The sequence below is a fragment of the Natrinema sp. SYSU A 869 genome, from assembly GCF_019879105.1.
Lineage (GTDB): Archaea > Halobacteriota > Halobacteria > Halobacteriales > Natrialbaceae > Natrinema.
Genome location: NZ_CP082247.1, coordinates 146,114 through 169,638, shown reverse-complemented (window position 1 = coordinate 169,638; position 23,525 = coordinate 146,114). Strand labels below are relative to the sequence as shown.

Genomic DNA, 23,525 nt, shown 5'->3' with positions numbered 1-23,525 from the left:
TCGATGCCTCTCGGACTGCGTTTCACCACTATTCAACTAACCGATCGATAATGATCTTCGAAAGACACCGAGTGGGTCAAAACTATTATCACGTGGACAATACACGTACTACGTAATGGCTGATTCACCGGAATCGTCTCCTTCGGATCCGAATGAGCAGATCATGCGTGCTACCTACCAGGCACTTCGCGAGCACGGATACGCTGATCTCACGATGAAACAGATCGCCGAGGCGTATGGCAAGTCAACCGCTGCGATCCATTACCACTATGATACGAAAGACGATCTTCTCGCAGCGTTTCTGGACTATCTCCTCGATCAATTTCAGGAAACGGTACACGAGGTAGAAACGACCGATCCGGAGCACCGACTGGAGCTGCTACTCGACAAGTTGCTTGTCGAACCGGAAGACCACCAGGACCTGTTAATCGCGATGCTGGAAATGCGGAGCCAGGCTCCGTACAATGACACGTTCAGCGAGCGGTTCCAGCAGAACGACGAGTATATTCGATACATGCTCACGACGGTGATCGATCACGGCATTACGGACGGCGTGTTTACCGATGTCGATGCCGAACACGTCTCACTGGCACTCATGACTATCGTCGATGGTGCCCGAACTCGAGAGGTCGTACTAGACGATACGAACGCACTCGCCACGGCGAGACGGACTGCCGACGAATACGTGACTGCAGTACTGCTAGATGGCGAGTGAACGTCTGACACTAAGTTCGAACTGACCTCGAGGAGCCAGCGTTCTGTCGATAAGGATCGACGCCGACGCAAAACAACGCCATCGTGAGCGTCCTCATGCTTCCCGTTGATCACGATCGGTTCCGTCAACCGATCTCGTACACCAGTGACAGAACTCGAGGTCCGGATCGAGTTCGTTTCCGCAGTGGGGACACGAGACCAGATCTCCATCGGATGGCTCGGACGAACGAGCGTTTGCGTTCTGGATATGTGCGAGGAGATACGCGTCGACGATGCTACATCCGACAACGATGAACATCGGTGCGATCGCCAACAACACATCGAAGTTCCAGCTCCCGGTTAGAAACTCGTCGACCGCCGCTGGATCGGTAAACAGGGCGGTCACGCCGAGTGAGACGGCAAGCCATCCGAGTGCGCGACGCCATCGCCGGAGGTACAGGTGCCCGAGGCCAGTGGCGAATGTTGCGAGTAGCGCTGCGAGCCACGGTCGCTTCTTCGATATCGACTGGGGCATATGCTGACTAACCGGTTAGTCAGCTATAAGTCTTCTCCCAGTCTTTTCTTAAACAGGGTTCTCCAAAAGAAAGTGACCAGTAGGGATCTTCCAAGTCGGGATAGAACGGTCTCAAGTACCAATTGACGATGGAATCACTGTATAGGAACCGGCCGTTTCTATGCGGGATCGAAACTATCAGCTGATGACTAACCGATCAGTTACTAACGCAGTATGTGTTGACCTCCTTCCGCGCCTGAAGACGCGGAATCTCGCCACGAGATTTCAGGCCGAGTGCAACGACCCTATGGTTTCAAGACGCATACGTTCCAAGCGTCTTCTGCTGGGTTTCAGCATCGGCTTGGCTGTCTTGTGGCGCGGTCAAACGCGCCCCATCCTCAGCCGAGTCATCGTCGTCCGTGTGTTCTCTGAAACGACTCTCTCCGCTGAGGTAGCGGTCTGCGATGTTTATCGCGCCGTTCACGTCCGCTTGGTACTCGCCCATCCAACAGCCGTCGTTCGTGCATTTGAACGTCGCCTGCTTTGGACGATACCCCACTTCACCGCACGAATGGCACTCCTTCGATGTGTTGCGCGGGTTCACCGTCTTGACGGGGATACCCTTCTCGACAGCTTTGTAGCGTATCTGCGCGTGGAGTTTGGCGAATCCCCATCCGTGGAGACGCCGATTCATGAAGTCGCCGTAGTCCATCGACTCCCGTATGTACGTCAGGTCTTCTAGAACAAGAACAGGATTCTCGACGGATTCGGCGTACTCCACAACTCCGCGGGTGACGGTGTGGAATATATCGTCTATCAGGTTCCACACGTCGTCCCTGAAGGACTCCGCGATACGCTCACTCCCGCGCGTCTGGAGTCGGCGAGTGGCAGTGAAGTAGGTCTTACGGAGCCGACGGACGGTCTTGCCCTCGTCGGCCCACAGTTCGGGCGCGGTCGGAGAACCGTGGTCGTCGCGGTGACACACCGTGACGAGTGACGCTTCTCCGATGTCTACTCCGATAGGCGTCCGTTCTTCGGCAGATTCCTCGGAGCGTTCCTCCACGTTTCGGGTGGCGGTGACGTGGAGATACCACATCCCGTCCCGCTCGAATAGGCGACTCTCGCCCATCTTGGCGTCTCCCGCGTTCAACGCTTCCAGCCAACCTCGCTGTTCGGGATTCGGTTGTGCTGGTATCCAGAGGTGATAGTCTTCGTGATGGGGAATTTTGACGTACCACTCGATAGCGTTCTCGGGCTTGTGGTCGAGTCGCAGTCCTTCGTTGGTGAAGCGAACGGGGTGGTTGTCGTGAAGTTCGCCCGCGTTGTAGGTCGTCGTGAGTTGCGGGACGTACTTCTTGAGTGCGTTCTTCGCGTACCCGCTCAAGTCGTAGTCAACCACCACGTCGTTCGCTTCGGTCTGGGTGGTACAACCAGCGTCGAACGCATCCGCGAGGGCTTGCTGGTAGGCGTCCCGTGTCTCACAGAGTTTCCTCTGCTTATGGGCGTTCGGGTCGACTAGTTTCAGTTCCAACGTCTTGGTAAGTTCCGTCATGTGTCACCCTCCTCGTGACGTCCCGAGAAACACGCCGCGTTTCTCGTGGGCCAAACAGAATTCATGAGTTTTGTTGACGCTGGATGTAGTCCTGAACCGTTTCGCTGGAGACGTTCCCCGCCGTCCCTGCGTAGTAGCCTCGCGCCCATCGAATCTTCTCACTCTCGTTATCGGCGTAGCAGTGGTTGTATTTCCGCGAGGAAATTCCCTTGAACCAGTTGGCGAGAAGCGAGGGAGCGTGTTTCGGCGGGCTACTGACGAACAGATGGATGTGGTCGGGTTGGACGGTTATGTCGAGTATCTCTACTCCCTTCTCGTCGGCGATTTCGTGGAGGATGTTTCGCACACGGTCAGCGACCTCGTTGCCGAAGTACCGACTGGCGGTACTTCGGCAACCACACGATGTGGTAGTTGAGGTTGTAGGTCGCGTGCCGTGTAGTCTTCATCCGTGTTGCATACTATAGTTCATACCGCCTTCATACCATCGATGAAGAGTAGGAAATCAAGCAGTAGCGGAGACTCGTGAATTAACATACTATGCCTATTGCTTGACCTCCGCCTAAAGACGGAGGTATGCGCTATCGCTCTGTATCATCGCCCTTCAGGCGGGGAGGATGCCAAGTGATGTCTACACGTAAGATGGTATTTGATGCTGATTTCTAGCGAAGCCACGTAGGGATGTTCTCGAGGCGTGGATTGTTAAAAGAGGGCCGTAACGGTGTTCGGGGGGACATGCTTGCTTCTCTTCCCACATGAAGCGGGAGTCGCTCAGCACCGGGCAACTCCACGCTCGGCAGCCTCTCTCGTCAGCTGTCCTCTACGTCGAATTTTCGTCTGAGTAACTGAAGGAGATTCCAATTCGACGTCTCAGCGCCGTAGACTCTGACGGAATCGACGCCAGCGTAGCCGTGGTCACCGGAGTCAGCGCGTTCCCAGTAGAGCCATCCGGCTTCCTCCTCGCCATCGAATCCCGTTTCGCTAACCGGGAAATCCAAGACGAGCACTTGATGACTGTCGCCATGCCCGCCTTCAACTTGGGTAACTTCTCCGTCGTCAGTTGGGCGTGCACCCTCGCCATCTTGCAGTGCGTACCGTGACCCGAACCGATAGCGTACGGGTTCGTCAGTAGGGTCGAAAGTCTCACGTTCGTCATCACCATTGAGGAACTCGGAGGGGTGAACGACGACTGATACCGACTCGTGTTCCGCTAGATCAATGAAATTCTCTGCATTCTCGGGTTGAATGTCGATATCAAGTTCGAGTGGGAAGTGCGCCGCTGCAACGCCGCTCAGAGCGGGAATAGCAGCAACTGTTGCCGCAGCACCGAGCGTTCCCTTGAAGAATCGTCGCCGCGTCGGAGTGGCAGATTCCGACCCGTCGTCAGCCAGTTTTGATTGCGTCTGTCTCATGCAACAGAATGTGTGACGAAGCGTGGTAGTATGGCGATTCTGGTCCGGTTGTCGAATGTCTATCACGATGAGTCGATGAGCAGATGCCCCGTCTGTCTCCATCCGATTCACCTTATACGTACTCGCCACGCTCGCCGGTCGGTGCTCGTCGAGCGATCGTGATTCGATCGGGCCGATCCCCTCGGTGTGCTGTCCCGTCTGTTCGGCCGTGTCGCCGGACTCTCCACCAACCAGTCTTCAACGGGAACTGCCCGATCTCGTTCCGTCTCCCGAGCAGGGGCGAATGACACCCTACCCGCGTACGGGATCATCGTGTTCGTCAACCGCTGAATGACACTATTATTGAAGTTACAAGGCTAAACCCCGCCCTTTAGGGCGGGATACAACCGACAGCTCTTACGCAATCCACCGTCGATGGTAAGGCCGGATATTCCACGTCAACCAACACTATTAAGAAAACGACGTTCATAACTAGTTATGAAGCCAGAAATGATCCGAACCGTCCGAACATTCGAGGCGACGATTACGAACCAGCGACAGGTTCGTGACGACCTCGACCAACTCGGATGGGCCGCCTCAAAACTCTGGAACGTCGGTCGCTACTACGCACAAGAACAGTGGGACGAAACGGGCGAGATTCCCGATGACGGGGAACTCAAAGCTGAACTCAAAAGCCACGAACGCTACACGGACTTACATTCTCAATCCAGTCAGCGCGTTCTCGAAGAACTCGCTGAGGCGTTCAACAGCTGGTTCGGCAAGCGTCGGAACGGCGACGACCGTGCCCGACCGCCCGGCTACCGTAAACACGGAGATTCCCACCCACGTTCAACCGTGTCATTCAAAGCGGCTGGCTTCAAGCACGACGCACAGTTCACCCGTGTCCGCCTCTCGAAAGGCCGCAACCTCAAAGAACACCGTTCAGACTTCATCCTGTGTGAGTATCAAACTCGACCAGATGTTGACCTGACCGAGTGGGACATTCAACAGGTTCGTGCCGTCTACAAGTACGACGAGTGGCGGTTGCAATTCCTCTGTCGCACCACTATCGATCCGGAACCGCCGGGCGATGAAGTGGCTGGTGTTGACCTCGGGATTTGCAACTTCGCCACCGTCTCGTTTGGCGGAGAATCTGTGTTGTATCCGGGTGGCGCACTCAAAGAGGACGAATACTACTTCACGAAGAAGAAGGCGAAGTGCGATGATTCTTCGTCTCGTGAGGCTACTCGTCTTGACCGCAAGCGGACGGGTCGCCGGACACACTTCTTGCACGCCCTCTCAAAATCGATTGTTGAGGAGTGTGTCGAACGAGGTGTCGGAACGCTTGTCGTTGGCGACCTCGGCGGCATCCGTGAAGACGATGAGAACGGCGAGTCCCGCAACTGGGGCGACCACGGCAATATCGACTTGCACGGGTGGGCGTTCGACCGCTTCACGACGCTGCTCGACTACAAGGCGGAAGCCGAAGGTATCGACGTGGAGTTAGTGTCAGAACGTGATACGTCGAAGTCGTGTTCGGTGTGCGGTCACACGGACGACAGCCAGCGTGTTGAACGCGGGTTGTACGTGTGTGAGAAATGCGATACGGTTGCGAACGCGGACGTGAATGGTGCGGAGAACATTCGGCAAAAGGTACTCCCGAGTCTCGCCACGGATGGCGGTGATAGGGATAACGGCTGGTTGGCACAGCCATCGGTTCACCTGTTCGACCGTAGTGAGGGCTGTTTCGCCCCACGAGAACAGGTCGTGAACTGCGAACCGTAATATCCCAACGCGGTCGGGAATCCTCGCCCTTTAGGGCGGGGAGGATGTCAACGGGCAACTGTAATTCCTCAGCGTCCCCGGTGTGGAAATCGATTGAACGATCCGCGCGCTGTGCCTTCGCTCGAGCGCGCTCGAGCATGTGAGGCGACAGATCAATGCCTGTGACGTCGTGTCCCAATGCCGCCAACAGCAGCGATATCGTGCCCGTCCCACACCCGAGATCGAGAACGCGTCGCGATGGGTCACCGGTCCACGTTCGGAGAACCGACAGCCACGCCTCGCGCTGCTCGGCGGCGTGGACGCCCGAAATTCCGTCATCGTCGTATGACTCGGCACGGCCACTCCAGTACCGTTGTACGACTTCCTTAACATCTTCGGCGGACCGCTCCGGGTGCGTCACGAGCGATCACCTTTGACCAAGGTTCGCTTCGACAACGGAAACCGGGGACGGTGTGCTCTTTGCCACGACATAGCCAAGAACTGGCGGGCGAAAGATATCAAAACTTCGAGTTACCCGATCGAGACGTGCGATCGGTATCCGCGAGTGTGACTGAAGTAACCGCCTCGTGGCTGGCCACTCGCCCGCAGCGCTCTTCCCCACCCCCACACACCGGCGGAAGCTATTGTGAGCGTCGCGAATCGGCGGATCGGTTTGCGGATTGGACCGCCGCAAACTCGAGTGGTCGCTACTGAATCCGATCGAGAAACGACACGAGCGCGTCAACCGCGGTCGCGAACACTCGTTCGCCCTGTTCCGGGGACGCATCTGTCGCGTCGCCGACCGCGCCGTTCTCGCTGAATTCATCGGTGAATTCGTGGAGAACACCGCCGTCGACCGTATTTGCCCAGGTAGTCGCGTCGCCCGTGACCGGCTCCCCGACGTCCTCGGGACACAGGTGGAGGAGGACCGAAGTCTCGAGTTCACCTGCGTGTCCAACGTGCTCGTCGACGGCGCGCATCCACTCCCAGCGATACACGTCGAGATCGATCGATGTCGACGTAGACAACTTTCGAGCGAGATGGGACAGCGTCTCACCGTTTCCGCCGTGTCCGTTGACGAGTACGACCGTCTCGATACCCGAACTCGAGTTCGAGAGGGATTCCACGATGTCGCGGACGTACCTCCGGAGCGTCTCCGGTGAAACCGACAGCGTTCCGGAGAACCGACCGTGATACGGTGCGATACCGACCGGTACCGGCGGAAGCACGACCGAATCACCTGCCCACTCTCGATCGGCGTCAGCAGCGATTGCCCGGGCGATGATCGTATCGGTTCCGACCGGCGCATGGGGGCCGTGCTGTTCCGTGCTTCCGACCGGGACGAGCGCCGCCGTCGGTGCCACTTCTTCTATCTCAGTCCACGAATTCGTCTCGAGTTGCATGTTCGATTTCTAGTAGTGATTGGGTTAAAGAGTGCGGATTATGGTTTCTCTGTGACATCTTTCCGTGGCACGTCGCCAACCGGAATAGACTGCTCGTAGTTCAGTATGAACGGAAATCTCGATTCGAGATGAGATTTGTGCAATATTGCAGCAGACAACTGAAATGGACCGGCTAGGTGATCACCCGGATCACCAATCACGTTTCGACGGCTGCTCTATCGATGCCACCAAAATCATATCAAAATTATACTTATACTCTCCTCTCGTTTGAGATAGGTTATTGTAACGGACTTATATATACGTTTTCGATTGTATCTTTATTAACTATAAATAGAGAGTTTTATATTACATATCTCAGTAACTCTTTTGGGAGACACCAGTACGTGCAGTTGTAGTGTTGAAAACAGTAATAAATACGATATCCTGTTCGTTTCAGGAGTAATCTCGGCATTCAGAATTCCACTGACCGTCTCTCTGAATCACGGTTTCGTCGGGCGAAATGCGATTCGACGAGCCCCCTCAGTCGGTTGTAGGTTGCACTTGCACACAATGTAGGCTGGTTTTCGAGAGTGTTTGGGTCCCTTTTCTCAATTTCTCGAGTGTCATTCAAAACCGATAGGATATCTCGAGACAGTCGGAACGAATGTTATCAGTTGGCTCGGTTAGGGTAACGAAAGAAGAGAGGCGAACCACTCACGCTCCCCACCGCTACGCAGGAATGATGTGGGCCTATACTCGGTCACAGTGATGGTCCCCTTCGCGAACTGGCGTTACTAGTCAACGAACTATGGCTTCTCCACAGCCAAGTTTACAGGCATATGCGAGTAATTAATAGGAGAGTTCCGATTCGAGTGAGTCAATCTCGTCTATAAGTAGCTGTGCGATCTCCTGGGTCGACGATTCGTCGACAGCCATGCGATACGCCGGCCCGCCAATAGAGAATGCGCCGATGACGTCATCGCTGGGACCCGTTACCGCTGCACCGATGGATCGATAGCCGTCGATCAGTTCCTCGTTATTCGTCGCGTACCCCTGTTGCCGTATCGTCTCGAGTTCGTCGAACAATACTGACTCGTCGGTTATTGTGTGGGCGGTTGTGGCCGGTAGCCCCCAGCGATCGAGTATCTCCCGAACGCGTGCGTCGGACAGCAACGCCAGCATGGCCTTGCCCGAGGCACAGTTGTGCATGTGAAAGCGGTTTCCTGCACGGAACGGACTCGATTCCGAGAGACCACGGGAGGTCGATTCGCCGATCGCGTACTCGAGTGTGTACGCGCGGCCGTTCTCTTCGACGATGAAATCGGCTTCATTGCCCGTCTCTTTGGCTAAAGCGTAGACTTGCTGGCGGGCCGTCGAGTACAACGGATTCCGGTTTCGTGCGTGTTCGCTGAACGGGAGAAACTGGAGTCCGACATGGTAGGTGTCGCCGTCGCGAACGAGAAACCCTTCGTCGACCAGCGTATGCAGGTGATTGTGTACGGTACTCTTCGCCAGATCGAGATGGTCGGCTAATTCGCTCAGCGTCGCCCCGTCGCTGTCACGAACCGTACGAACGAGTGCGAGTGACGTTTTCGTCGTCTTGACCGAGCGGGGACCATCGTCCGTCATGGTTCGAACTGTGGCGCTATCGGTGTATAAGCGTTCGGAATGTGTGAACAGTCTCGATGATTGGATATCGAAATTAACGCACGCATAGTACATTCCAGTACATATATTGTGTAATATTCACATATGCTTTGGTGTATACGGTAGTTCATATGTTACCTAGCCACATTCCCTTCCGCTTGTCGCTGACGGTTGCTCGACGGGCCGTTCGATCGCATGGCGTTCGAATCACGTGAACGGCCAGTAGCACACCGCTTGTTTCGATCGGATACGGGATGTACCATGGGAACAGATCATTCTTGGAATTAGACCGTTCGCGCGTTCGGAACGGCACCATGATCGCTATCGCGGCCGACCGATCGAATCGACACTAATCGGCGCCACAGCGAGCCGTCCATCCGCAATGGTGGCACCACTCGTCCGAGGCGACGGCCGACCGGCCGCAGAGTGGACAGATCGTCTCAGTCATCCTCGGTCGTAATATCGGCGGAGAGTCCCTGTGCCATCTCGATATCTTTCGAGTTGTTCAGCGTCCAGGCAGTGCGTTCGGTGACGGCCTCGATCACTTCGCGACCGCTGGGGTAGCCGTTCCCGGACTTGTCGACCCCGCCAAACGGCAGGTGGACTTCCGCCCCGATACACGGCAGGTTCCCGTACGCGAGTCCGACCTCAGCGTTGTCGCGGTAGTAGTTGATCTCGCGGTAGTTCTCCGAGATGATCGCCCCTGCGAGCCCGTAGTCGGTATCGTTGTGGATCTCGACACCGTCCTCGATGTCACCCGAATACTTCATGAGCCCAATGTGGGGACCGAAGACCTCCTCTTGCGTACAGCGGAGATCCGCGTCCGGATCGGCCTCGTAGACGAACGGGCCGATCCAGTGACCGTCATCATGGCCGTCCGGAATCTCCTCGTCGTCCAGTTCGTCGCGGTCGACGAGTACGTTCACCCCCTCGTTCCGCGCGAGTTCGTTGTACTCGAGGACCTTTTCCCTGTGCTCTTCTTCGACAAGCGGTCCCATGAAGGTGTCTTCCGCCAGCGGGTCACCGACTGCGATGTTTTCGGCGATCTCGATGAAGCGCTCCGTGAACTCATCGTAGACATCCTCGTGGATGATCAGGCGCTCGGAGGAGACACACCGCTGGCCGGTCGTCTTGAACGAACTCATGACGGCCGAGTGGACGGCTGTATCGAGGTCGGCTTCGTCGCTGATGACGACGCCGTTCTTGCCACCCATCTCACAGGCCGCGAGTTTGCCGGGTTGTTCGGCGACGGTCTGTGCGACTTGCTGGCCGACCTCGGCCGAGCCGGTAAAGAGAACGGAGTCGACGCGCGGATCGTCGACGATGGCGGCTCCGGCGTCGCCGAAGCCTTGGACCATGTTGAAGACACCGTCGGGAATCCCGCTCGCCTCAAACATTTCGGCGACGATCTCGGCACACCACGGCGTCTGTTCGGCGGGTTTCCAGACGACGGTGTTGCCCTCGACCAGCGCGACGGCCATGTGCCAGAACGGGATCGCAACGGGGAAGTTCCACGGCGTGATACAGCCGACGACGCCACGGGGCTTGCGCCGCATGTACGCGTCCTTGCTCGCAATTTCGGATGGGACGACATCTCCATGCGGGTGGCGGGCGTTCCCCGCGGCCCACTCGACCATATGTGCGGCCTCAACGACGTCGGCCTTCCCTTCCGAAATCTCCTTGCCACACTCCTTCGTGACGATCTCGCCGAGTTCGCCCGTCCGCTCGCGGAGATCGTGGTAGATGTCCCAGAGATACTCCGCGCGGTCGATGTACGATAGGGCACGCCACTCCTCCTGGACGCTGTCCGCGGCCTCGAGGGCATCGTCGACGTCGGCCTCGGTCCCGCGGTGGAAGGTCCGAAGCGTCTCACCGGTCGCCGGATTCTCGCTTTCGAACGTCTCCACACTCTCTCCCTCGGTCCACTCGCCGTTAATGTAGTGTCGGTTTGGCTGATCTGTCGCCTGTTGACTCATACGGTATCGGTCACGGATCATCACCGAATAACCACGGCCTCCCATGGTCGGGCACCAATCACACTGCCAGCGTGACTAACGACTGGCCCCGCCACAGGTCCGGCTTCCGTCCCGGTTCGAGACGGCAGTGACGCGAGCGCTGACGGGATGACATGCGATGTCGATATTCAGTATGCTTATGGTGCCCACAGGAGAACGACCGAGCAGAGCCCACGTATGAGCAGCACGAGTTCGACGACGACCACGACAGGGACAGCGGACGGCACACGACTCACCCTCGAGATCTGGCATCCGGACTGCTGGGGCTTGCAGGCGACCGAGGCAGTCGACGCTGGGCTTCTCGTCCACACCGTCCATCGAACCGTCGATGAAACCGTCAAAGGGCACTTTACCGTCTATGCCGATACGACGGCGCAACTCGACGAATGTATCGCCTTCACAGATGACTCACCACTGACACACTCGACGGTCGAACTCGGACAGCGATCGACCAGTACGGCACCAAGTCCAGGGAATGCGACCCGCGAACTGTTCGTCGAGTACGAGCCCGAACACAGTATCAGCGACACGCTCGTCTCACACGGATTCATCCACGACGCGTCAGTGCGCGTCGAAGCCGGGGCCGAACACTGGCCGGTTTTCGTCGCTGACGGTCGCGCTGAAGTCCGTGACCGACTCGAGTCCGTTCGGGCTGAGACCGATGCGGAGATTTCGATCAGCAGGGTCGCCCCGGCTGACGGCGACTCATCGGAAAGTATCGATCGGACCGACCGTCTCACGCCGCGTCAGCGGGAAGCATTCGATCTCGCGTGCGAACGGAACTACTACGCGTGGCCCCGCGAGATCAGCACGCGCGAGCTCGCGGACGAACTTGGCGTCTCGAAGACGACGCTGCTCGAGCACCTCCGGACCGCTGAAGCGAAACTGCTCAATCCCGACGAGTTCTCGGATTAATCCGCCCTGACATGGACTGAATCTTGTGGTCGGGTATCGACTTACGGGGGTTCCGTGCGAGTGATCCGGTATGATCCCCCCGATCGCTAGCCGATTTGTCGCCGGGACATCCGCATCCGGTGCGCTGGATCATGTCTCGGAGTGTAACGAAACGGACATGGGCGGTATCCTGAACCTTCTCGGTGAACACTACCATGACCCCGAACCCGCGGCCGAAGACGCCGAGGAATACTGCCACCTCGTCTCTCAACTAGCCACTCGAGACCTGAACGGGTGCGTCTCGGTCAAGCCATCCCAGATCGGAATCAATGTTGGCTCCGATGTCTTTACGAAGAACTTCGAGCAAATCGTCGAAATCGCGGCGGCCGAAGACGTGTTCGTCTGGTGTGATATGGAAGACCACACGACGACTGACACGACCCTTGATGCTGTTGAAGCGACGGCACGCGACCATCCCAACGGCGTCGGCGTCGCCATTCAGGCGAACCTTACACGGACACACGATGATCTATCCCGGCTCGCCGATATCCCAGCCGCAGTTCGACTGGTAAAAGGTGCGTACGACGAACCGTCGTCGGTCGCCCACGATTCGAAAGCAGCCATCGATGAGGCCTACCAAACGCATCTCGAGTTTCTGTTCCGTGAGTTTGATCAGGGCGTCGCGGTCGGGAGCCACGACCCAGCGATGCTCGAGACCGCAGTCGACCTCCACAAGGAGTACGGAACGCCGTTCGAGATTCAGATGCTCATGGGAGTTCGCGAGGACGCCCAGCGCGAACTCGCTGCGAAGGGCTACGAGGTCAATCAGTACATCCCCTACGGCGACAAGTGGATGCAGTACTTTTACCGACGGGTCCGCGAGCGAAAGGAGAACGCGCTGTTCGCGCTTCGCGCCGTCGTCGGCGTGTGAGCGATCCGCTGAACCGGCCGCGATGTGATACTGTCCGCTGAACAGAGTTACAGAGTTGGTTTCGCTCGGTAGAGATACCGTACAGACGACATCTGCTAGTTACCTTGCCAACGTAGCGATCGCTGTCGTCTCTCGTTCTTGTCACCGATACGATTCGATACCAGAGTAGACGTCGAATTCCGATATATTTATGTGTGGATGGTAATCACATGGCAGTATGCCAGAGAGTGGATCGATTGAATTGGTCTGGTTATTCGGACCGTTCGTCGTGTATCTCGTGATGCTCGGCGTATACTACGTGTGGGAAGGGAAACGGGAAGAAAAGATACGCAACCGCTACCAGGAGGCAGAGCATGGTCAATGAGGGGCTCGCCGGTTCGGCCGGAATCTGGGTTCTCGGGACGTTTGCGGTCTATCTCCTCGTCCTCCTCGGTATCGGGCTGTACTCCTCCCAACTCATGGACTCCGTCGACGACTACGTCATCGGCGGGCGCAGTATCGGCCCGGTCGTCACAGGCTTTTCCGAACGCGCCTCCGAGATGAGCGGTTGGCTCACGCTCGGTGTCCCGAGCGATGCCTTCGGAACCGGTGTGATGGCCTTCTACAACGGGCTTGGAATGATCCCCGCCGACCTGTTTGCGTGGGCCGGGATCGCAAAGCGCCTCCGGAAGTACACGGAGATCGTGAAGGCGGTTACACTGCCGACCTTCTTCGAGACGCGTCTGCAAGACGATACCGGGTACGTCAAAGGCGTCTCCGCGATCGTCCTAATGATTTTCGAGGGCGGATACGTGGGCGCACAGATCGTCGCCGCCGGGACGCTGCTGGAGGTGCTCACTGGCGTCTCGTCGCTGATTGGGATCCTCGTGGGCGGCGTCATCGTCGTCGGTTACACCATGCTCGGCGGCTACTTCGCCGTCGCGTGGTCCGACTACGTACAAGGCGCGATCATCCTGATCGCGTTTATCATCCTCCCGATCATCGCGTTCACCAACTACGGGCTCCCGTTCGGTGAACTCGAGTCCATCGGAAGTTCGTACACGAGCGTCACGGCCGGGATGTCCGGCTGGGCCGCCATCTTCGGGATCATCAGCTACGCCGCGATCGGGCTCGGCATCCCCGGGAACCCACACGTGATGGTCCGGTTCATGGGGATCGATGAAGTCAAGAACATCCGTCTCGCGGCGCTCGTCGCCCAGCTGTTCATGTTCGTCGCTTACATCGGTGCCGGTTTCGTCGGGCTGTACGCACTGGTCGTCTTCGGCCAGAGCGGCATCGAGGACCCGAACAACGTCATGCCGTTGCTCACGCTCGAGTTCTTCCCCGGTGCGATCGCGGGGATCATCCTGGCGGCCGCACTCGCTGCGATGATGTCCAGTGCCGACTCGCAACTGCTCGTCGCGACGAGTGCTATCGTCGAGGACGTCTACCACGGCTACATCAACCCGGACGCGAGTCAAGAGACGCTGGTCCGATACTCCCAGTACGTCACGCTCGGGCTCGGAGCAGCGAGCGTCGCCTTTGCGTACTTCGCACAGAACACGCCCATTTACACGCTCGTTCTCGACTATGCCTGGGGTGGCCTCGGCGCAGCCATCGGACCGACGCTCATCGCGTCGCTGTGGTGGAAACGGATCACTGCAACGGGATCAGTCGCGAGTATGATCGTTGGCACCCTGACGATGGTCCTGTGGATTCAGCTATCGACCCTTCTCGAGGTGCTCGGACTCATGGGTGCAGTCGAGGGCTCGGCATTCCTCACTGGACTGGTCGGTGTCTACGGCCTCTTCCCAGCGTTCATCCTCTCGACGACAACGCTCATCGTCGTCTCACTCCTGACGAAGCCGCCCGAGGGCGTCGACGATCATTTCCAATCTTTCGACAAACCACTCTCGGCCCTCTCGAGCAGTGACGATCCAACGGGAACGCCCGAGTACGTGACCGACGGGGGTCGTGATGTCGATCCCAAGGCAGTCACAGAAACTGACAACATTCGTGCACACGTTACGGCCAGCGACTACTGGGAGACGGGTGACGAATAAATGAGCGATACGCGTCGACAACAAGCCGAATCCGCGGAACTCACGAACAGGTCCCGTCAGCGGACGGACCTGACTATAATCGAACCGACAGTTACGCGCGAGGATATCGACTCGACCGGTCGCGTCGGCGCTGTCGCATATCCGTATCGCATCTACGACGCAGTTGTAACGATCGACCGACCGATAATCGCAAACCGCGATATCGAATACGTCGTCAGCGTTGACCGCTCCCGTCGGCTCGCTGTTCGTGCCGACGTGGTTCCAGAGACCGTCACGAAAACGCTTGACGACGTACTCGTCGTTCCGTCCGAACTCTCGGATGCACAGGTTCGTGAGAAGGCCGAAGACGCAGTGTTTACGTGGACGCTCCGGAAAACCGCCGTCGGCTCCACGCCGGACCTAACCTTCGAACAGTCGATCGACGCCCACAAACTGTTCTGGATCGCGTCCCGGCCTGACGGCGACGTCATCGTCGACAGCGTCCGCGGTACCGAGTCGCCGCTGGTGGAGTGAGGGTACTCGAGTTCACTGGCCACAGCAAGCTGCCACTCGCGACGATAGCCCCCGCGAGTTGAGTATGCACCCGAGAACCGGCCACTATCGAGGACAGGTACGACCAATCACCAATGGACTCCCTGCAGTAAGCGCCAATCGATTACGTCAATTTGGGCGGGTGTTCTCGAGTGGTTCCAGACAGATTCTGACTCGAGCGAGACGTTCGACAACTTGGACGAGCGAACGTTTCGACGGGACGAGCGAACTCACGAGAGAGGTCGCACCGGGGACAGTTCGGGCGTACTACGCACAGGTCAACACCGCCATCGGCTGGCGTGTTCGCGATGGGCTCCCCGAGGAAAACTATACCCGGACCGTGACGAAGAAATCGTTTCCCGAAAGCGACGGACGAGAGCCGGTATCCAAAGGCGTGGACCGATGGGAACCAGTACAGATCACGCGGTACATCGACGAACAAGCAAACGATACTGTCGATGAGAAGGAGTTTGACGCGATCCACGAGTTTCGCAATCGAGTACTCGTTTCTGTCCGCTCTATTTCGGTGTCCGTAGCAGCGAAATCGTCACAGATCAACGGACAACCGACGGAACGATCTCAGATGAACGATATTTCGCTCGAGGATAGGATGGGTGTTCCTATGAAGAGATGGATCGGCTGTGTTGAATCGCTAGATGGCGGCGGGATAGGTCGCTAAATCAAAGGTGATGAAGCGGGAGGCTGCGAGTGTCTATGACGCAAATCTCCCGCTTCATTGGGGAAGTTGTTCCGGTCGCTCAAAGCGTTACTGGTGATGGAGACGAATCCGCCGCCCCGGAAGGAGGCGGCGGATTCGCCGACTATGCACTTGTTTCCCTCCATTGTCTGCGGATTTACCTTGATACGTCCTACCGGATGACGATTGACTTGCTCAAGGAAATGCCACAAATAACCGGGGAGATCGGCCTCAGCGCGGCCGATCTCCCCTCGCCATCCACGTTATGTAAGGTGTTGGACCGGATCAGTATGCGCGTCTGTCGAGTGTTGCTGCGCCAGTCGGCGCAGCTACACGATCTATCCGAACACGCTGCTATCGACGCGACATTCTACGAACGAGATCGTGCGAGCCGCCACTACTGCCAACGAACGAATTACCGTGTTCAAACGCTCAAAGTCACAAAACTCGTCGATACAGCAACGCAAGCCGTTCTTGATCTCCACTGTTCGACGACGTTAGAAGGAAGCGACGCAGACCTCGCCGAGCAGATCGCCCGCCGGAACGCGGGCGATCTGCGGTCACTTGCTGCTGACAAAGGCTATGACAAGCAACAACTCCGAGAACGACTGCGTGAACTCGACATTCGCCCACTGATCAAACACCGGATCTTCGCTCCGTACGATCACGCACATAACGCCCGTATTGACGAAGATCGGTACGCTCAGCGGTCAATGACCGAAACTGTCAACTCAGCCGTTAAGCGCTCGCTCGGCTACGCCGTGCGAGCGCGTACCTGGTATCGAGAGTTCCGTGAAATCGCCTTAATGTGTGTCGTCTATAACATCAAGCAGGCCGTCAAACAGTGAAATCCACCGCCTTACAGCGATTCAACACAGCCGATGGATCAGTTTGATTGATCACTGACAACGGAAGCAATAAATATAATGTCGTGATACGAAACATTTGATCTATCAGGGGATGATTGGCCAGTGGTTCCAACGGTTCACCTCCCGACGATGTGCGAGGCGTTTCATACGGGACTGCAAAAAGAGCACGACCGATCAGCAGGCGAAATCGAGACGTCCGTCGGTGGACTCACTGGTCAACGACAGGTATTCAAAGCACTTCGAGAGTATAAGCTGGCCCCACCCTCGACCAAGATGGACAGCGCTCGCCAGGTCATGAGACGGCTCTGTGAGAAAGTACACTAGCCCCCGACGAGAAACACGTCCATCTAACACCGCACAGTGGACACCCGGGCCGGCGAAGTAATGGTACCGACGAGGATTTGCCGACGCCGCTCGCTTCTTGGATACTATCGAAGAAGCGGTCCGAAAGTTGTATTCACGAATCGAAGCGAAGAGTGGGTAGAGATTCTGGTGACGCGTTGCTGTACACGGTATGTGACTGACGCGAACTGTCTGAAAGTGATCGAAGGCCGGTACGTCCTTCCGTATTAGATTACGCCCATATATTTGTAAATCTGCGCATTTGCTAACTCGATGTCAGTTCCCAGTGAGCGATACCTGAATCGATTTCGTCGTGCTCAGTACCTGTCCCGTAACATCCTCCTCGAGATATCTTCCATTTAATCGATCGACAGGACCGGAGACGCCGAGGGCGGCGGCTCGACAGCCGCTCGTCGATGGGATCATGGCTGCAATACCGACGATCCCTTCGTGGTGTTCACCTCTGCAGAACGCGATACCATCGTCACGGATTCGCCGAATCTCCGCCACGAGCTCCTCGGGATCGGTGATCGTTGCATCTGTAAACGCTTCGCGATCATCACCTTCGAGGATTGACTCGAGTGTCTCGTCCGACAACGATGCCATGAGGCACTTCCCCGGAGCATTGACGTGAAGTGGTATCCGGTCACCGGCTCGAAATCGGGGAGTCCAGTCCATACCGCCCTCAGCGACATACACCGGTACAGCGTACTTTTCTTCCCTGATAAACAGTGACGTCGTCTCGCCGGTCGCCGCCGCCAGATTGTCGACCGCTTCTTTCGCGTTCCGGTAGATCGGCAGGTCGCTGCGGGTTCGTTCCCCGAGTGACAGCATTCCCAGTGACGGTTCGTACTGTCCTCCGTGCTTGACCACATATCCATGTGCACGGAGCGTTGAAAGGTGGTTGTGGGCGACGCTCTTCGCAACATCGGCCTGCTCGGAGAGCGCCGTGACGCCCATCGGTTCGGGTGCCTCGACGAGAGTCTCGAGTATAGCAAGTGACGTTCCCGTCGCATCGACCGCGTACTGCGGTGTCTCACTCATTCTAACTCTGCCTACACTGTCGGTGGATAAAACTCTGTTCACGACAGCAGAACGAATTCGGGGCCAGTCACAGTTTGACACCCCAAGAGTATGCAATGATCTTTTAGACAGATGCAAATATTAGATTCAAGTCTGTCGTAAACTTCCTGTTCATTTCTGCAGAACGGAAAGCTGTCCGAGATCGAGAACACTGAGTACGGACGAAAAGTACTGATGGAAGGTCGTCAGGAACGTCCTGGTCCAGTAACGAGCGGCTCAAACCCCTTTGATGCCGGAAACGCTGCTTTCAGAGTGCGACATTGATTGCTCTGTCCACTGGCAGGAGACCGATACGAATTCCGACTCAGTGGAGGGCCAGGCGGAAACCGTCTCATCCGGAGCATTGTCTCGATGCCTCGTCGACACTGATACCGCGATGAGAAGGGACCGTACGAAAGTACTGCCGTCAGTCTCGTCTAGGGGTCTGTGGACCCCTCGACGGCTCTCATCTCCTCTTTCGGTCCGGTACGAGGACAACCGCGTTTCGGGGGTAGTGGCAGCGGTTCGAATCGGTCATTCACTTCGAATCGGGAATGACGACGTGTTTCAGCCCGTCGCCGTTCTCCATACGGTCGAACGCTGTCGGCAGGTCTTCGAGACTAATTCGATCGGTAATGAGAGGGTCTGCCTCGATCCGCCCATTTTCGAGTAGTATGACCGCTCGCTCGAAATCCTCGGTCGTCAGCGAGTATGAACCCTGATAGCCTACCTCGTCGAAGAAGACATCGAAGGGGCTGATTTCCAGCGTATCGTCCTGGTCTGGAACGCCGAAAATGAGCGTCGACCCGCCCTTCGCGGTCACTGCGTTGGCCTGTTCAATTGTCGGGACGAGCCCGATGGCCTCAACGCCGACGTCGACGGGTCCGCCCGCGGCCGTCTGGATAGCTGTGACCGGGTCATCGGTGTCCTCGGGGTCGATAACAGCATCCGCACCGAGTTCCGATGCGATTTCACGCCGCGTTTCGTCGAGTTCCGAGACGATAACCGGTGCGGCACCGACGCTTCGAAATACCTGAAGCAAGAGCAGCCCGATCGGACCCGCGCCGATGATAGCGACGCTGTCACCCGGATCACAGTCGACCTGATCGAGTCCATGGAGACAGCAGGCCAACGGTTCGGCCAGTGCTGCTCGCTCGAACGACATATCACCGATCGCTTCGACGTTTGTCTGCGGGACTCGAACGTACTCGGCGAATGCACCGTCGATGACGCTGTCGGCAGCCCCACCGATGCTCGTGTTGTTCTCACAGAGGTGAGTCTCGCCGCGCTTGCAGTACGTACAGGCGTTACACGGAATAGTCGGGTTGATCGCGACCCGATCACCAGTCTCGTACCCGGTAACGTCTTCACCGACCTCAGCGACTGTCCCGGCGCTTTCATGGCCTAACACGAGTGGCGTCTCCGCGGCAAACGAGCCATGATACATGTGATAGTCAGTCATACAGACGCCGCAAGCGCCGACCTGAACCAGTAACTCGTTGTCGGCCGGAACCGGCCGGTCACGCTCCCGTACCTCGACCGACCCAACGTCTGTCAGTGTGCTTGTGTTCATTGTTATCAATATCCTCTCCAATAGCCAGTCATCGATGCGATTCGACTCACGTACCGCGTGCAGTATCTCATTCTCATGGTTTGTGACTTCTGTCGGTGTCGACACCGTCGATATCGTTCGGACAGTGCCAACACGAGGACGTATGCCGAGCGCGGCCGCACACCGTTCTCGTGCAACTTCCTCTGGGCAGATATTCTCGGACCCTCTATTAAAACTTGTCACGCCTTCGTGGCCGTATTCTGCGCCATATGGGTCGGAGAGACGATGATATGTCCATTTCACCTGTTTCTCCAGCCGATATATAATACAATTGATCGATAAATACCTTTATTATTGAGGGGTAATTCGGTAAGCCACGAGGTCGGCAAATATGGCTAGCAAACGCAGCGGACGGAACAGGCGTAACTTTATCAAAGCAACAGGTGTCGGACTGCTCGGCGGTCTCGCGGGTTGTACGCGAGGCGGTAGTGATAGCGAGGCCAGTCTCGAGGATGTCGACCTCCCCGTCGACGACTACGAGGAAGCCGACATCGATTGGCAGCAGTTCGAGGGCTCGACGATCGACATCGGGGCCGTCCAGCATCCATGGGTCGCCGCCATCGAACCCGCGATCCCCGTCTTTGAGGAACTGACCGGAATCGATGTCCGGTGGAACATCCTGCCCGAACAGGAGTTTCGAACCAAGCGACTCACCGACATCAGCACCGGTGCTGGCGAGTGGGATGTGTTCTTCGTCGACCAGGTCGTCAACCAATTCCGCGAGGCGGGGTGGCTCCAACCGCTCGACTCGTACTTCGACGACGACAGCATGTATGACGAGGACTGGTACGCGATGGACGACCTCTTCGAGGCTACACGCTGGCAGGCACACGGCGGTGGCTACAGCGATACGTGGACAGGTATCCCAATCACCGTGGAGGTTCTGACGCAGTTCTACCGAACGGACCTCTACGAGGAATACGGATTGGAGGTCGCCGAAACACTCGACGAGTTCGTCTCGAACGCCCAGACGATCCACGAAAACGAGTCTGATGTCGTCGGGACTGCCGGTCGCGGTCAGAAGGGGTACGGGATGAATATTTACATCCTCAACTCGTTCATCCGTGAACACGGTGGCCAGCTGTGGGATAACTACCCCACCAACTCGGGACTGGACGCGGAGAGGGCGATCACAGCCGCGGAGTGGTACGCAAGCCTGCTCCAAGACTACGGTCCCGGAGGAGCCTCTAGCCAGACGTGGTCGGACGTGCTCTCAATGATGCAGTCCGGGAACGCCGGTCACATCGTCTCCGACGCGAACCTGTTCTGGCCCGACCTGACCGATCCGGAAGCGTCGGACGCGGCCGACAACATCGGGATTGCGAAGGCCCCGGCACCTGCCGACGGCGAGTTCGCACCGAACTCCTACGCGTGGCAGATTTCGACCTCGAAGAACGCCGATAACTCCGCGGAAGCGTTCCTGTTCATGCTGTGGGCGTCGTCAGAGCCAACCACCACCTGGATGCACCTGAATAACGGTGCGGCGTTCTCGGTGCGACAGTCCGTCTGGGAGAACGACGAGTTCCGTTCTCGAGTCGGTGAGGACTTCGCACAGGTCACACTGGAGTCGCTGCAGGCGACCGCACCGGACCCGTTCGACAGCCAGTACCCTGAGTGGGGACAGACCTATTCCGAGGAGATCCAGACCGCCATCGCCGGCAATCAGAGCGTCGAGGAAGCGATGACTAATAGCGCGACTGCAGCGGAAGATGTCGCCGGCGAGTAATTTCGGGGAAATCAAATGAGTACACAAACACAATCAACGAACTCCGAACCGTCGGCACTAGTGAGGCTACGTGATCTGTGGAACGCCTACCTACCGTACTGGTTCATGACGCCCATGGTGCTCGTGATGCTGTTGATCACCGTTTTTCCGGGCATCTACGACCTGTACTTGAGCCTCGTCAAGTACAAGCTCACCGATCCGACGGCGATAGGTCAGTTCAACGGGCTGGAGAACTTCCAGACTGCCTTCACCAGCGGTGGCGCGGTCAACTCGTTCACCATCACGATACTGTTCGTTGTCGGTGCACTTGCCTTCGAAACCGGCCTTGGGTTCTTGCTCGCGGCGCTCGTGACCGGCGTCAAATCCGACCGGATGAAGACGTTCTACCGCATCGCGTTCATCCTCCCGATGGCAGTCGCACCGGTCTCGCTCGCAACGATCAGTCGGATCATGTTGAACTCCGAGGTCGGCGTAATCCCGTACATGATAACCCAGTATACGCCGTTCGTGGCTCCGAACTTCCTCAGCGATCTGCCACTGTTGACGGTGATCCTCGTTGATACGTGGAACTGGACGCCGTTCATGTTCATCATCTTCTACGCCGGCATGTCGTCGGTTCCCGATACGCTGCTCGAGGCAGCGCGCGTCGACGGAGCGCCACTGTGGCGACGCTACGTCCACGTCATCATTCCGTACATGAAGCCGGTGTTGTTCGTCGCCATCCTCATCCGACTGATCGATCTGTTCAGAACCTTCGGACTGGTGTTTAGTCTGACGAGCGGTGGCCCCGGTACTGAGACGGAACTGGTGAGCATCAACATCTTCCAGACTGGGTTTACGTTCGTTGACCTCGGCGCAGCTAGCGCCATCGCGGTCGTGTACCTCATTGGGATCGTCGCCCTGTGTAACATCTTGATCATCAAGATCGGTTTCGAGGGGGTGTGGGAATAATGGCGACCACCGATAGTCCGAAGGAACCGGAACGCCGGATGTCGAAGACCAACCGAGAGCGTCTTGTTTCGGTGGGACGACACGCCGCATTGCTCGCGTGGTCCTTCGTCGTCCTCTTCCCGCTGTACTGGGTCGTCTCCATGTCGCTCAAGCCTCCGAGCGAAGCGATCTCGCTCCCGCCGGACTGGATCTTCCTGCCGACGGTGTACAACTACATGCAACTGCTCCAACAGTCGAGTTTCATCGCTGCGTTCGCCAACAGCGTCTTTATGGTCAGTACGTCAGTGATACTCGTCTTGTTGATCGGCGTCCCGGCTGCGTACGTTCTGTCGCGGTACGACATCCCGAAACAGCGGGACGTACTCGTCTGGATTCTCTCATCACGGATGCTCCCACCGGTCGCCGTCGTCATCCCCTTCTTCGTCATCTTCCGAGCGTTGAACCTCTATGACACTCGAATCGGGATGATCTTCATGTATATTACGATCAATATCTCGGTGGTGGTCTGGGTAATGAAGGCCTTCTTTGACGGCATTCCAGAGACGTTAGAAGAGGCCGCACGCGTCGACGGTGCGACGCAGTTCCAAGCCTTCCGGAAGGTAATTCTGCCGGCGGCCAAACCCGGTATCTTCTCGGTAGCGATAATCAGCTTCATCTTCGCTTGGATCGAATTGCTGTTCTCACTAGTACTGACGAACAACAATGCCACGACAGTGACGATGCAGGTCTATCAGTTCATCGGCGTGCGCCAGATCGAATGGGGGATGCTCGCAGCGGCGACGACCGCAACGATTCTTCCCGTCGTGGTGTTCGTCATTGCGGTGAATAAATACCTTGCTGCCGGACTCAGCTTCGGCGTGGTGGTCAAAGAATGAGGATTCGACGGACGCGATCGACCGTATCGATGCCAAAT

19 protein-coding genes and 2 pseudogenes are annotated in these 23,525 nt (G+C 57.2%); 11 read left to right on the top strand and 10 right to left on the bottom strand.

The annotated features are described in order from the left end of the window. Window positions 1-115: 115 nt before the first annotated feature. Complete coding sequence (locus K6I40_RS00625; protein WP_222913108.1) at window positions 116-715, top strand: TetR family transcriptional regulator C-terminal domain-containing protein; 600 nt, start codon at window positions 116-118, stop codon at window positions 713-715. Window positions 716-808: 93 nt separating this feature from the next. Here K6I40_RS00625 and K6I40_RS00620 read toward each other — a convergent pair whose 3' ends face one another. From K6I40_RS00620 to K6I40_RS00605, 4 genes and pseudogenes are all read right to left on the bottom strand, one after another. Beyond that, on the bottom strand, window positions 809-1,228 hold the full coding sequence (locus K6I40_RS00620; protein ID WP_222913105.1) for a zinc ribbon domain-containing protein: 420 nt from the start codon (window positions 1,226-1,228) through the stop codon (window positions 809-811). 292 nt (window positions 1,229-1,520) lie between these two features. Continuing rightward, window positions 1,521-2,759, bottom strand: a complete 1,239-nt coding sequence (locus K6I40_RS00615; RefSeq protein WP_222913103.1) for an RNA-guided endonuclease TnpB family protein — start codon at window positions 2,757-2,759, stop codon at window positions 1,521-1,523. A 61-nt stretch (window positions 2,760-2,820) separates the two neighbouring features. Beyond that, a pseudogene (tnpA, locus tag K6I40_RS00610) lies at window positions 2,821-3,205 on the bottom strand (IS200/IS605 family transposase). 360 nt (window positions 3,206-3,565) lie between these two features. Then, window positions 3,566-4,168: a hypothetical protein gene (locus K6I40_RS00605; RefSeq protein ID WP_222913101.1), complete on the bottom strand. Its 603-nt coding sequence runs from the start codon at window positions 4,166-4,168 to the stop codon at window positions 3,566-3,568. Between the two features lie 489 nt (window positions 4,169-4,657). Between K6I40_RS00605 and K6I40_RS00600 the strand changes: the two genes are divergently transcribed. Continuing rightward, window positions 4,658-5,932 carry an RNA-guided endonuclease TnpB family protein gene (locus K6I40_RS00600; protein ID WP_222913557.1) on the top strand — a complete coding sequence of 425 codons (1,275 nt, stop codon included), beginning with the start codon at window positions 4,658-4,660 and terminating at the stop codon, window positions 5,930-5,932. A gap of 52 nt (window positions 5,933-5,984) precedes the next feature. Here K6I40_RS00600 and K6I40_RS00595 read toward each other — a convergent pair. The 4 genes and pseudogenes from K6I40_RS00595 to K6I40_RS00580 all read right to left on the bottom strand — a co-directional run. After that, window positions 5,985-6,332 (bottom strand): annotated as a pseudogene (locus tag K6I40_RS00595) (class I SAM-dependent methyltransferase); the annotation flags it as partial. Between the two features lie 286 nt (window positions 6,333-6,618). Further along, entirely contained in the window at window positions 6,619-7,314 is a 696-nt protein-coding gene (locus tag K6I40_RS00590; RefSeq protein WP_222913098.1) for a creatininase family protein, read from the bottom strand. 828 nt (window positions 7,315-8,142) lie between these two features. Next, the gene (locus K6I40_RS00585; protein ID WP_222913096.1) at window positions 8,143-8,922 is read right to left on the bottom strand and encodes an IclR family transcriptional regulator; all 780 of its coding nucleotides are present in this window, start codon (window positions 8,920-8,922) and stop codon (window positions 8,143-8,145) included. 458 nt (window positions 8,923-9,380) lie between these two features. Further along, window positions 9,381-10,916, bottom strand: a complete 1,536-nt coding sequence (locus tag K6I40_RS00580; protein WP_222913094.1) for an aldehyde dehydrogenase family protein — start codon at window positions 10,914-10,916, stop codon at window positions 9,381-9,383. A 216-nt stretch (window positions 10,917-11,132) separates the two neighbouring features. Between K6I40_RS00580 and K6I40_RS00575 the strand changes: the two genes are divergently transcribed. From K6I40_RS00575 to K6I40_RS00550, 6 genes are all read left to right on the top strand, one after another. Further along, window positions 11,133-11,870, top strand: coding sequence for a helix-turn-helix domain-containing protein (locus K6I40_RS00575; RefSeq protein ID WP_222913092.1), 738 nt, complete (start codon window positions 11,133-11,135; stop codon window positions 11,868-11,870). 70 nt (window positions 11,871-11,940) lie between these two features. After that, entirely contained in the window at window positions 11,941-12,780 is an 840-nt protein-coding gene (locus tag K6I40_RS00570; protein WP_222913090.1) for a proline dehydrogenase family protein, read from the top strand. Window positions 12,781-12,997: 217 nt separating this feature from the next. After that, the gene (locus K6I40_RS00565; RefSeq protein WP_222913087.1) at window positions 12,998-13,144 is read left to right on the top strand and encodes a hypothetical protein; all 147 of its coding nucleotides are present in this window, start codon (window positions 12,998-13,000) and stop codon (window positions 13,142-13,144) included. Continuing rightward, a complete protein-coding gene (locus K6I40_RS00560) occupies window positions 13,134-14,822 on the top strand; it encodes a sodium/proline symporter (RefSeq protein ID WP_222913084.1) in 1,689 nt (562 codons plus the stop codon). The genes K6I40_RS00565 and K6I40_RS00560 overlap by 11 nt, the downstream gene beginning before the upstream one ends. Next, the gene (locus tag K6I40_RS00555; protein ID WP_222913081.1) at window positions 14,823-15,335 is read left to right on the top strand and encodes a hypothetical protein; all 513 of its coding nucleotides are present in this window, start codon (window positions 14,823-14,825) and stop codon (window positions 15,333-15,335) included. 732 nt (window positions 15,336-16,067) lie between these two features. After that, window positions 16,068-16,898, top strand: coding sequence for an IS5 family transposase (locus tag K6I40_RS00550; RefSeq protein WP_222913077.1), 831 nt, complete (start codon window positions 16,068-16,070; stop codon window positions 16,896-16,898). A 639-nt stretch (window positions 16,899-17,537) separates the two neighbouring features. Here the strand turns inward: K6I40_RS00550 and K6I40_RS00545 are convergent. After that, window positions 17,538-18,305 carry an IclR family transcriptional regulator gene (locus K6I40_RS00545; RefSeq protein WP_222913075.1) on the bottom strand — a complete coding sequence of 256 codons (768 nt, stop codon included), beginning with the start codon at window positions 18,303-18,305 and terminating at the stop codon, window positions 17,538-17,540. A 556-nt stretch (window positions 18,306-18,861) separates the two neighbouring features. Next, window positions 18,862-19,896, bottom strand: a complete 1,035-nt coding sequence (locus tag K6I40_RS00540) for a zinc-dependent alcohol dehydrogenase family protein (protein WP_222913073.1) — start codon at window positions 19,894-19,896, stop codon at window positions 18,862-18,864. Window positions 19,897-20,266: 370 nt separating this feature from the next. Here K6I40_RS00540 and K6I40_RS00535 point away from each other — a divergent pair, with 370 nt between their 5' ends. Genes K6I40_RS00535 through K6I40_RS00525 form a run of 3 tightly spaced genes read left to right on the top strand, consistent with a single transcriptional unit; the run spans window position 20,267 to window position 23,487 of the window. After that, a complete protein-coding gene (locus K6I40_RS00535; protein ID WP_222913071.1) occupies window positions 20,267-21,661 on the top strand; it encodes a sugar ABC transporter substrate-binding protein in 1,395 nt (464 codons plus the stop codon). Between the two features lie 15 nt (window positions 21,662-21,676). Continuing rightward, the gene (locus tag K6I40_RS00530; protein ID WP_222913069.1) at window positions 21,677-22,612 is read left to right on the top strand and encodes a sugar ABC transporter permease; all 936 of its coding nucleotides are present in this window, start codon (window positions 21,677-21,679) and stop codon (window positions 22,610-22,612) included. After that, window positions 22,612-23,487: a carbohydrate ABC transporter permease gene (locus K6I40_RS00525; protein WP_222913067.1), complete on the top strand. Its 876-nt coding sequence runs from the start codon at window positions 22,612-22,614 to the stop codon at window positions 23,485-23,487. The genes K6I40_RS00530 and K6I40_RS00525 overlap by 1 nt, the downstream gene beginning before the upstream one ends. Window positions 23,488-23,525: the final 38 nt, after the last annotated feature.

What these genes read in the sequence shown, in the direction of transcription:
- K6I40_RS00600 (WP_222913557.1), top strand. Translation starts at nt 4,658, where the DNA reads ATGATCCGAACCGTCCGAACATTCGAGGCGACGATTACGAACCAGCGA.
- K6I40_RS00605 (WP_222913101.1), bottom strand. Translation starts at nt 4,168, where the DNA reads ATGAGACAGACGCAATCAAAACTGGCTGACGACGGGTCGGAATCTGCC.
- K6I40_RS00540 (WP_222913073.1), bottom strand. Translation starts at nt 19,896, where the DNA reads ATGAACACAAGCACACTGACAGACGTTGGGTCGGTCGAGGTACGGGAG.
- K6I40_RS00535 (WP_222913071.1), top strand. Translation starts at nt 20,267, where the DNA reads ATGGCTAGCAAACGCAGCGGACGGAACAGGCGTAACTTTATCAAAGCA.
- K6I40_RS00560 (WP_222913084.1), top strand. Translation starts at nt 13,134, where the DNA reads ATGGTCAATGAGGGGCTCGCCGGTTCGGCCGGAATCTGGGTTCTCGGG.
- K6I40_RS00525 (WP_222913067.1), top strand. Translation starts at nt 22,612, where the DNA reads ATGGCGACCACCGATAGTCCGAAGGAACCGGAACGCCGGATGTCGAAG.
- K6I40_RS00570 (WP_222913090.1), top strand. Translation starts at nt 11,941, where the DNA reads ATGATCCCCCCGATCGCTAGCCGATTTGTCGCCGGGACATCCGCATCC.
- K6I40_RS00565 (WP_222913087.1), top strand. Translation starts at nt 12,998, where the DNA reads ATGCCAGAGAGTGGATCGATTGAATTGGTCTGGTTATTCGGACCGTTC.
- K6I40_RS00585 (WP_222913096.1), bottom strand. Translation starts at nt 8,922, where the DNA reads ATGACGGACGATGGTCCCCGCTCGGTCAAGACGACGAAAACGTCACTC.
- K6I40_RS00550 (WP_222913077.1), top strand. Translation starts at nt 16,068, where the DNA reads ATGACGCAAATCTCCCGCTTCATTGGGGAAGTTGTTCCGGTCGCTCAA.
- K6I40_RS00615 (WP_222913103.1), bottom strand. Translation starts at nt 2,759, where the DNA reads ATGACGGAACTTACCAAGACGTTGGAACTGAAACTAGTCGACCCGAAC.
- K6I40_RS00545 (WP_222913075.1), bottom strand. Translation starts at nt 18,305, where the DNA reads ATGAGTGAGACACCGCAGTACGCGGTCGATGCGACGGGAACGTCACTT.
- K6I40_RS00580 (WP_222913094.1), bottom strand. Translation starts at nt 10,916, where the DNA reads ATGAGTCAACAGGCGACAGATCAGCCAAACCGACACTACATTAACGGC.
- K6I40_RS00590 (WP_222913098.1), bottom strand. Translation starts at nt 7,314, where the DNA reads ATGCAACTCGAGACGAATTCGTGGACTGAGATAGAAGAAGTGGCACCG.
- K6I40_RS00530 (WP_222913069.1), top strand. Translation starts at nt 21,677, where the DNA reads ATGAGTACACAAACACAATCAACGAACTCCGAACCGTCGGCACTAGTG.
- K6I40_RS00625 (WP_222913108.1), top strand. Translation starts at nt 116, where the DNA reads ATGGCTGATTCACCGGAATCGTCTCCTTCGGATCCGAATGAGCAGATC.
- K6I40_RS00620 (WP_222913105.1), bottom strand. Translation starts at nt 1,228, where the DNA reads ATGCCCCAGTCGATATCGAAGAAGCGACCGTGGCTCGCAGCGCTACTC.
- K6I40_RS00555 (WP_222913081.1), top strand. Translation starts at nt 14,823, where the DNA reads ATGAGCGATACGCGTCGACAACAAGCCGAATCCGCGGAACTCACGAAC.
- K6I40_RS00575 (WP_222913092.1), top strand. Translation starts at nt 11,133, where the DNA reads ATGAGCAGCACGAGTTCGACGACGACCACGACAGGGACAGCGGACGGC.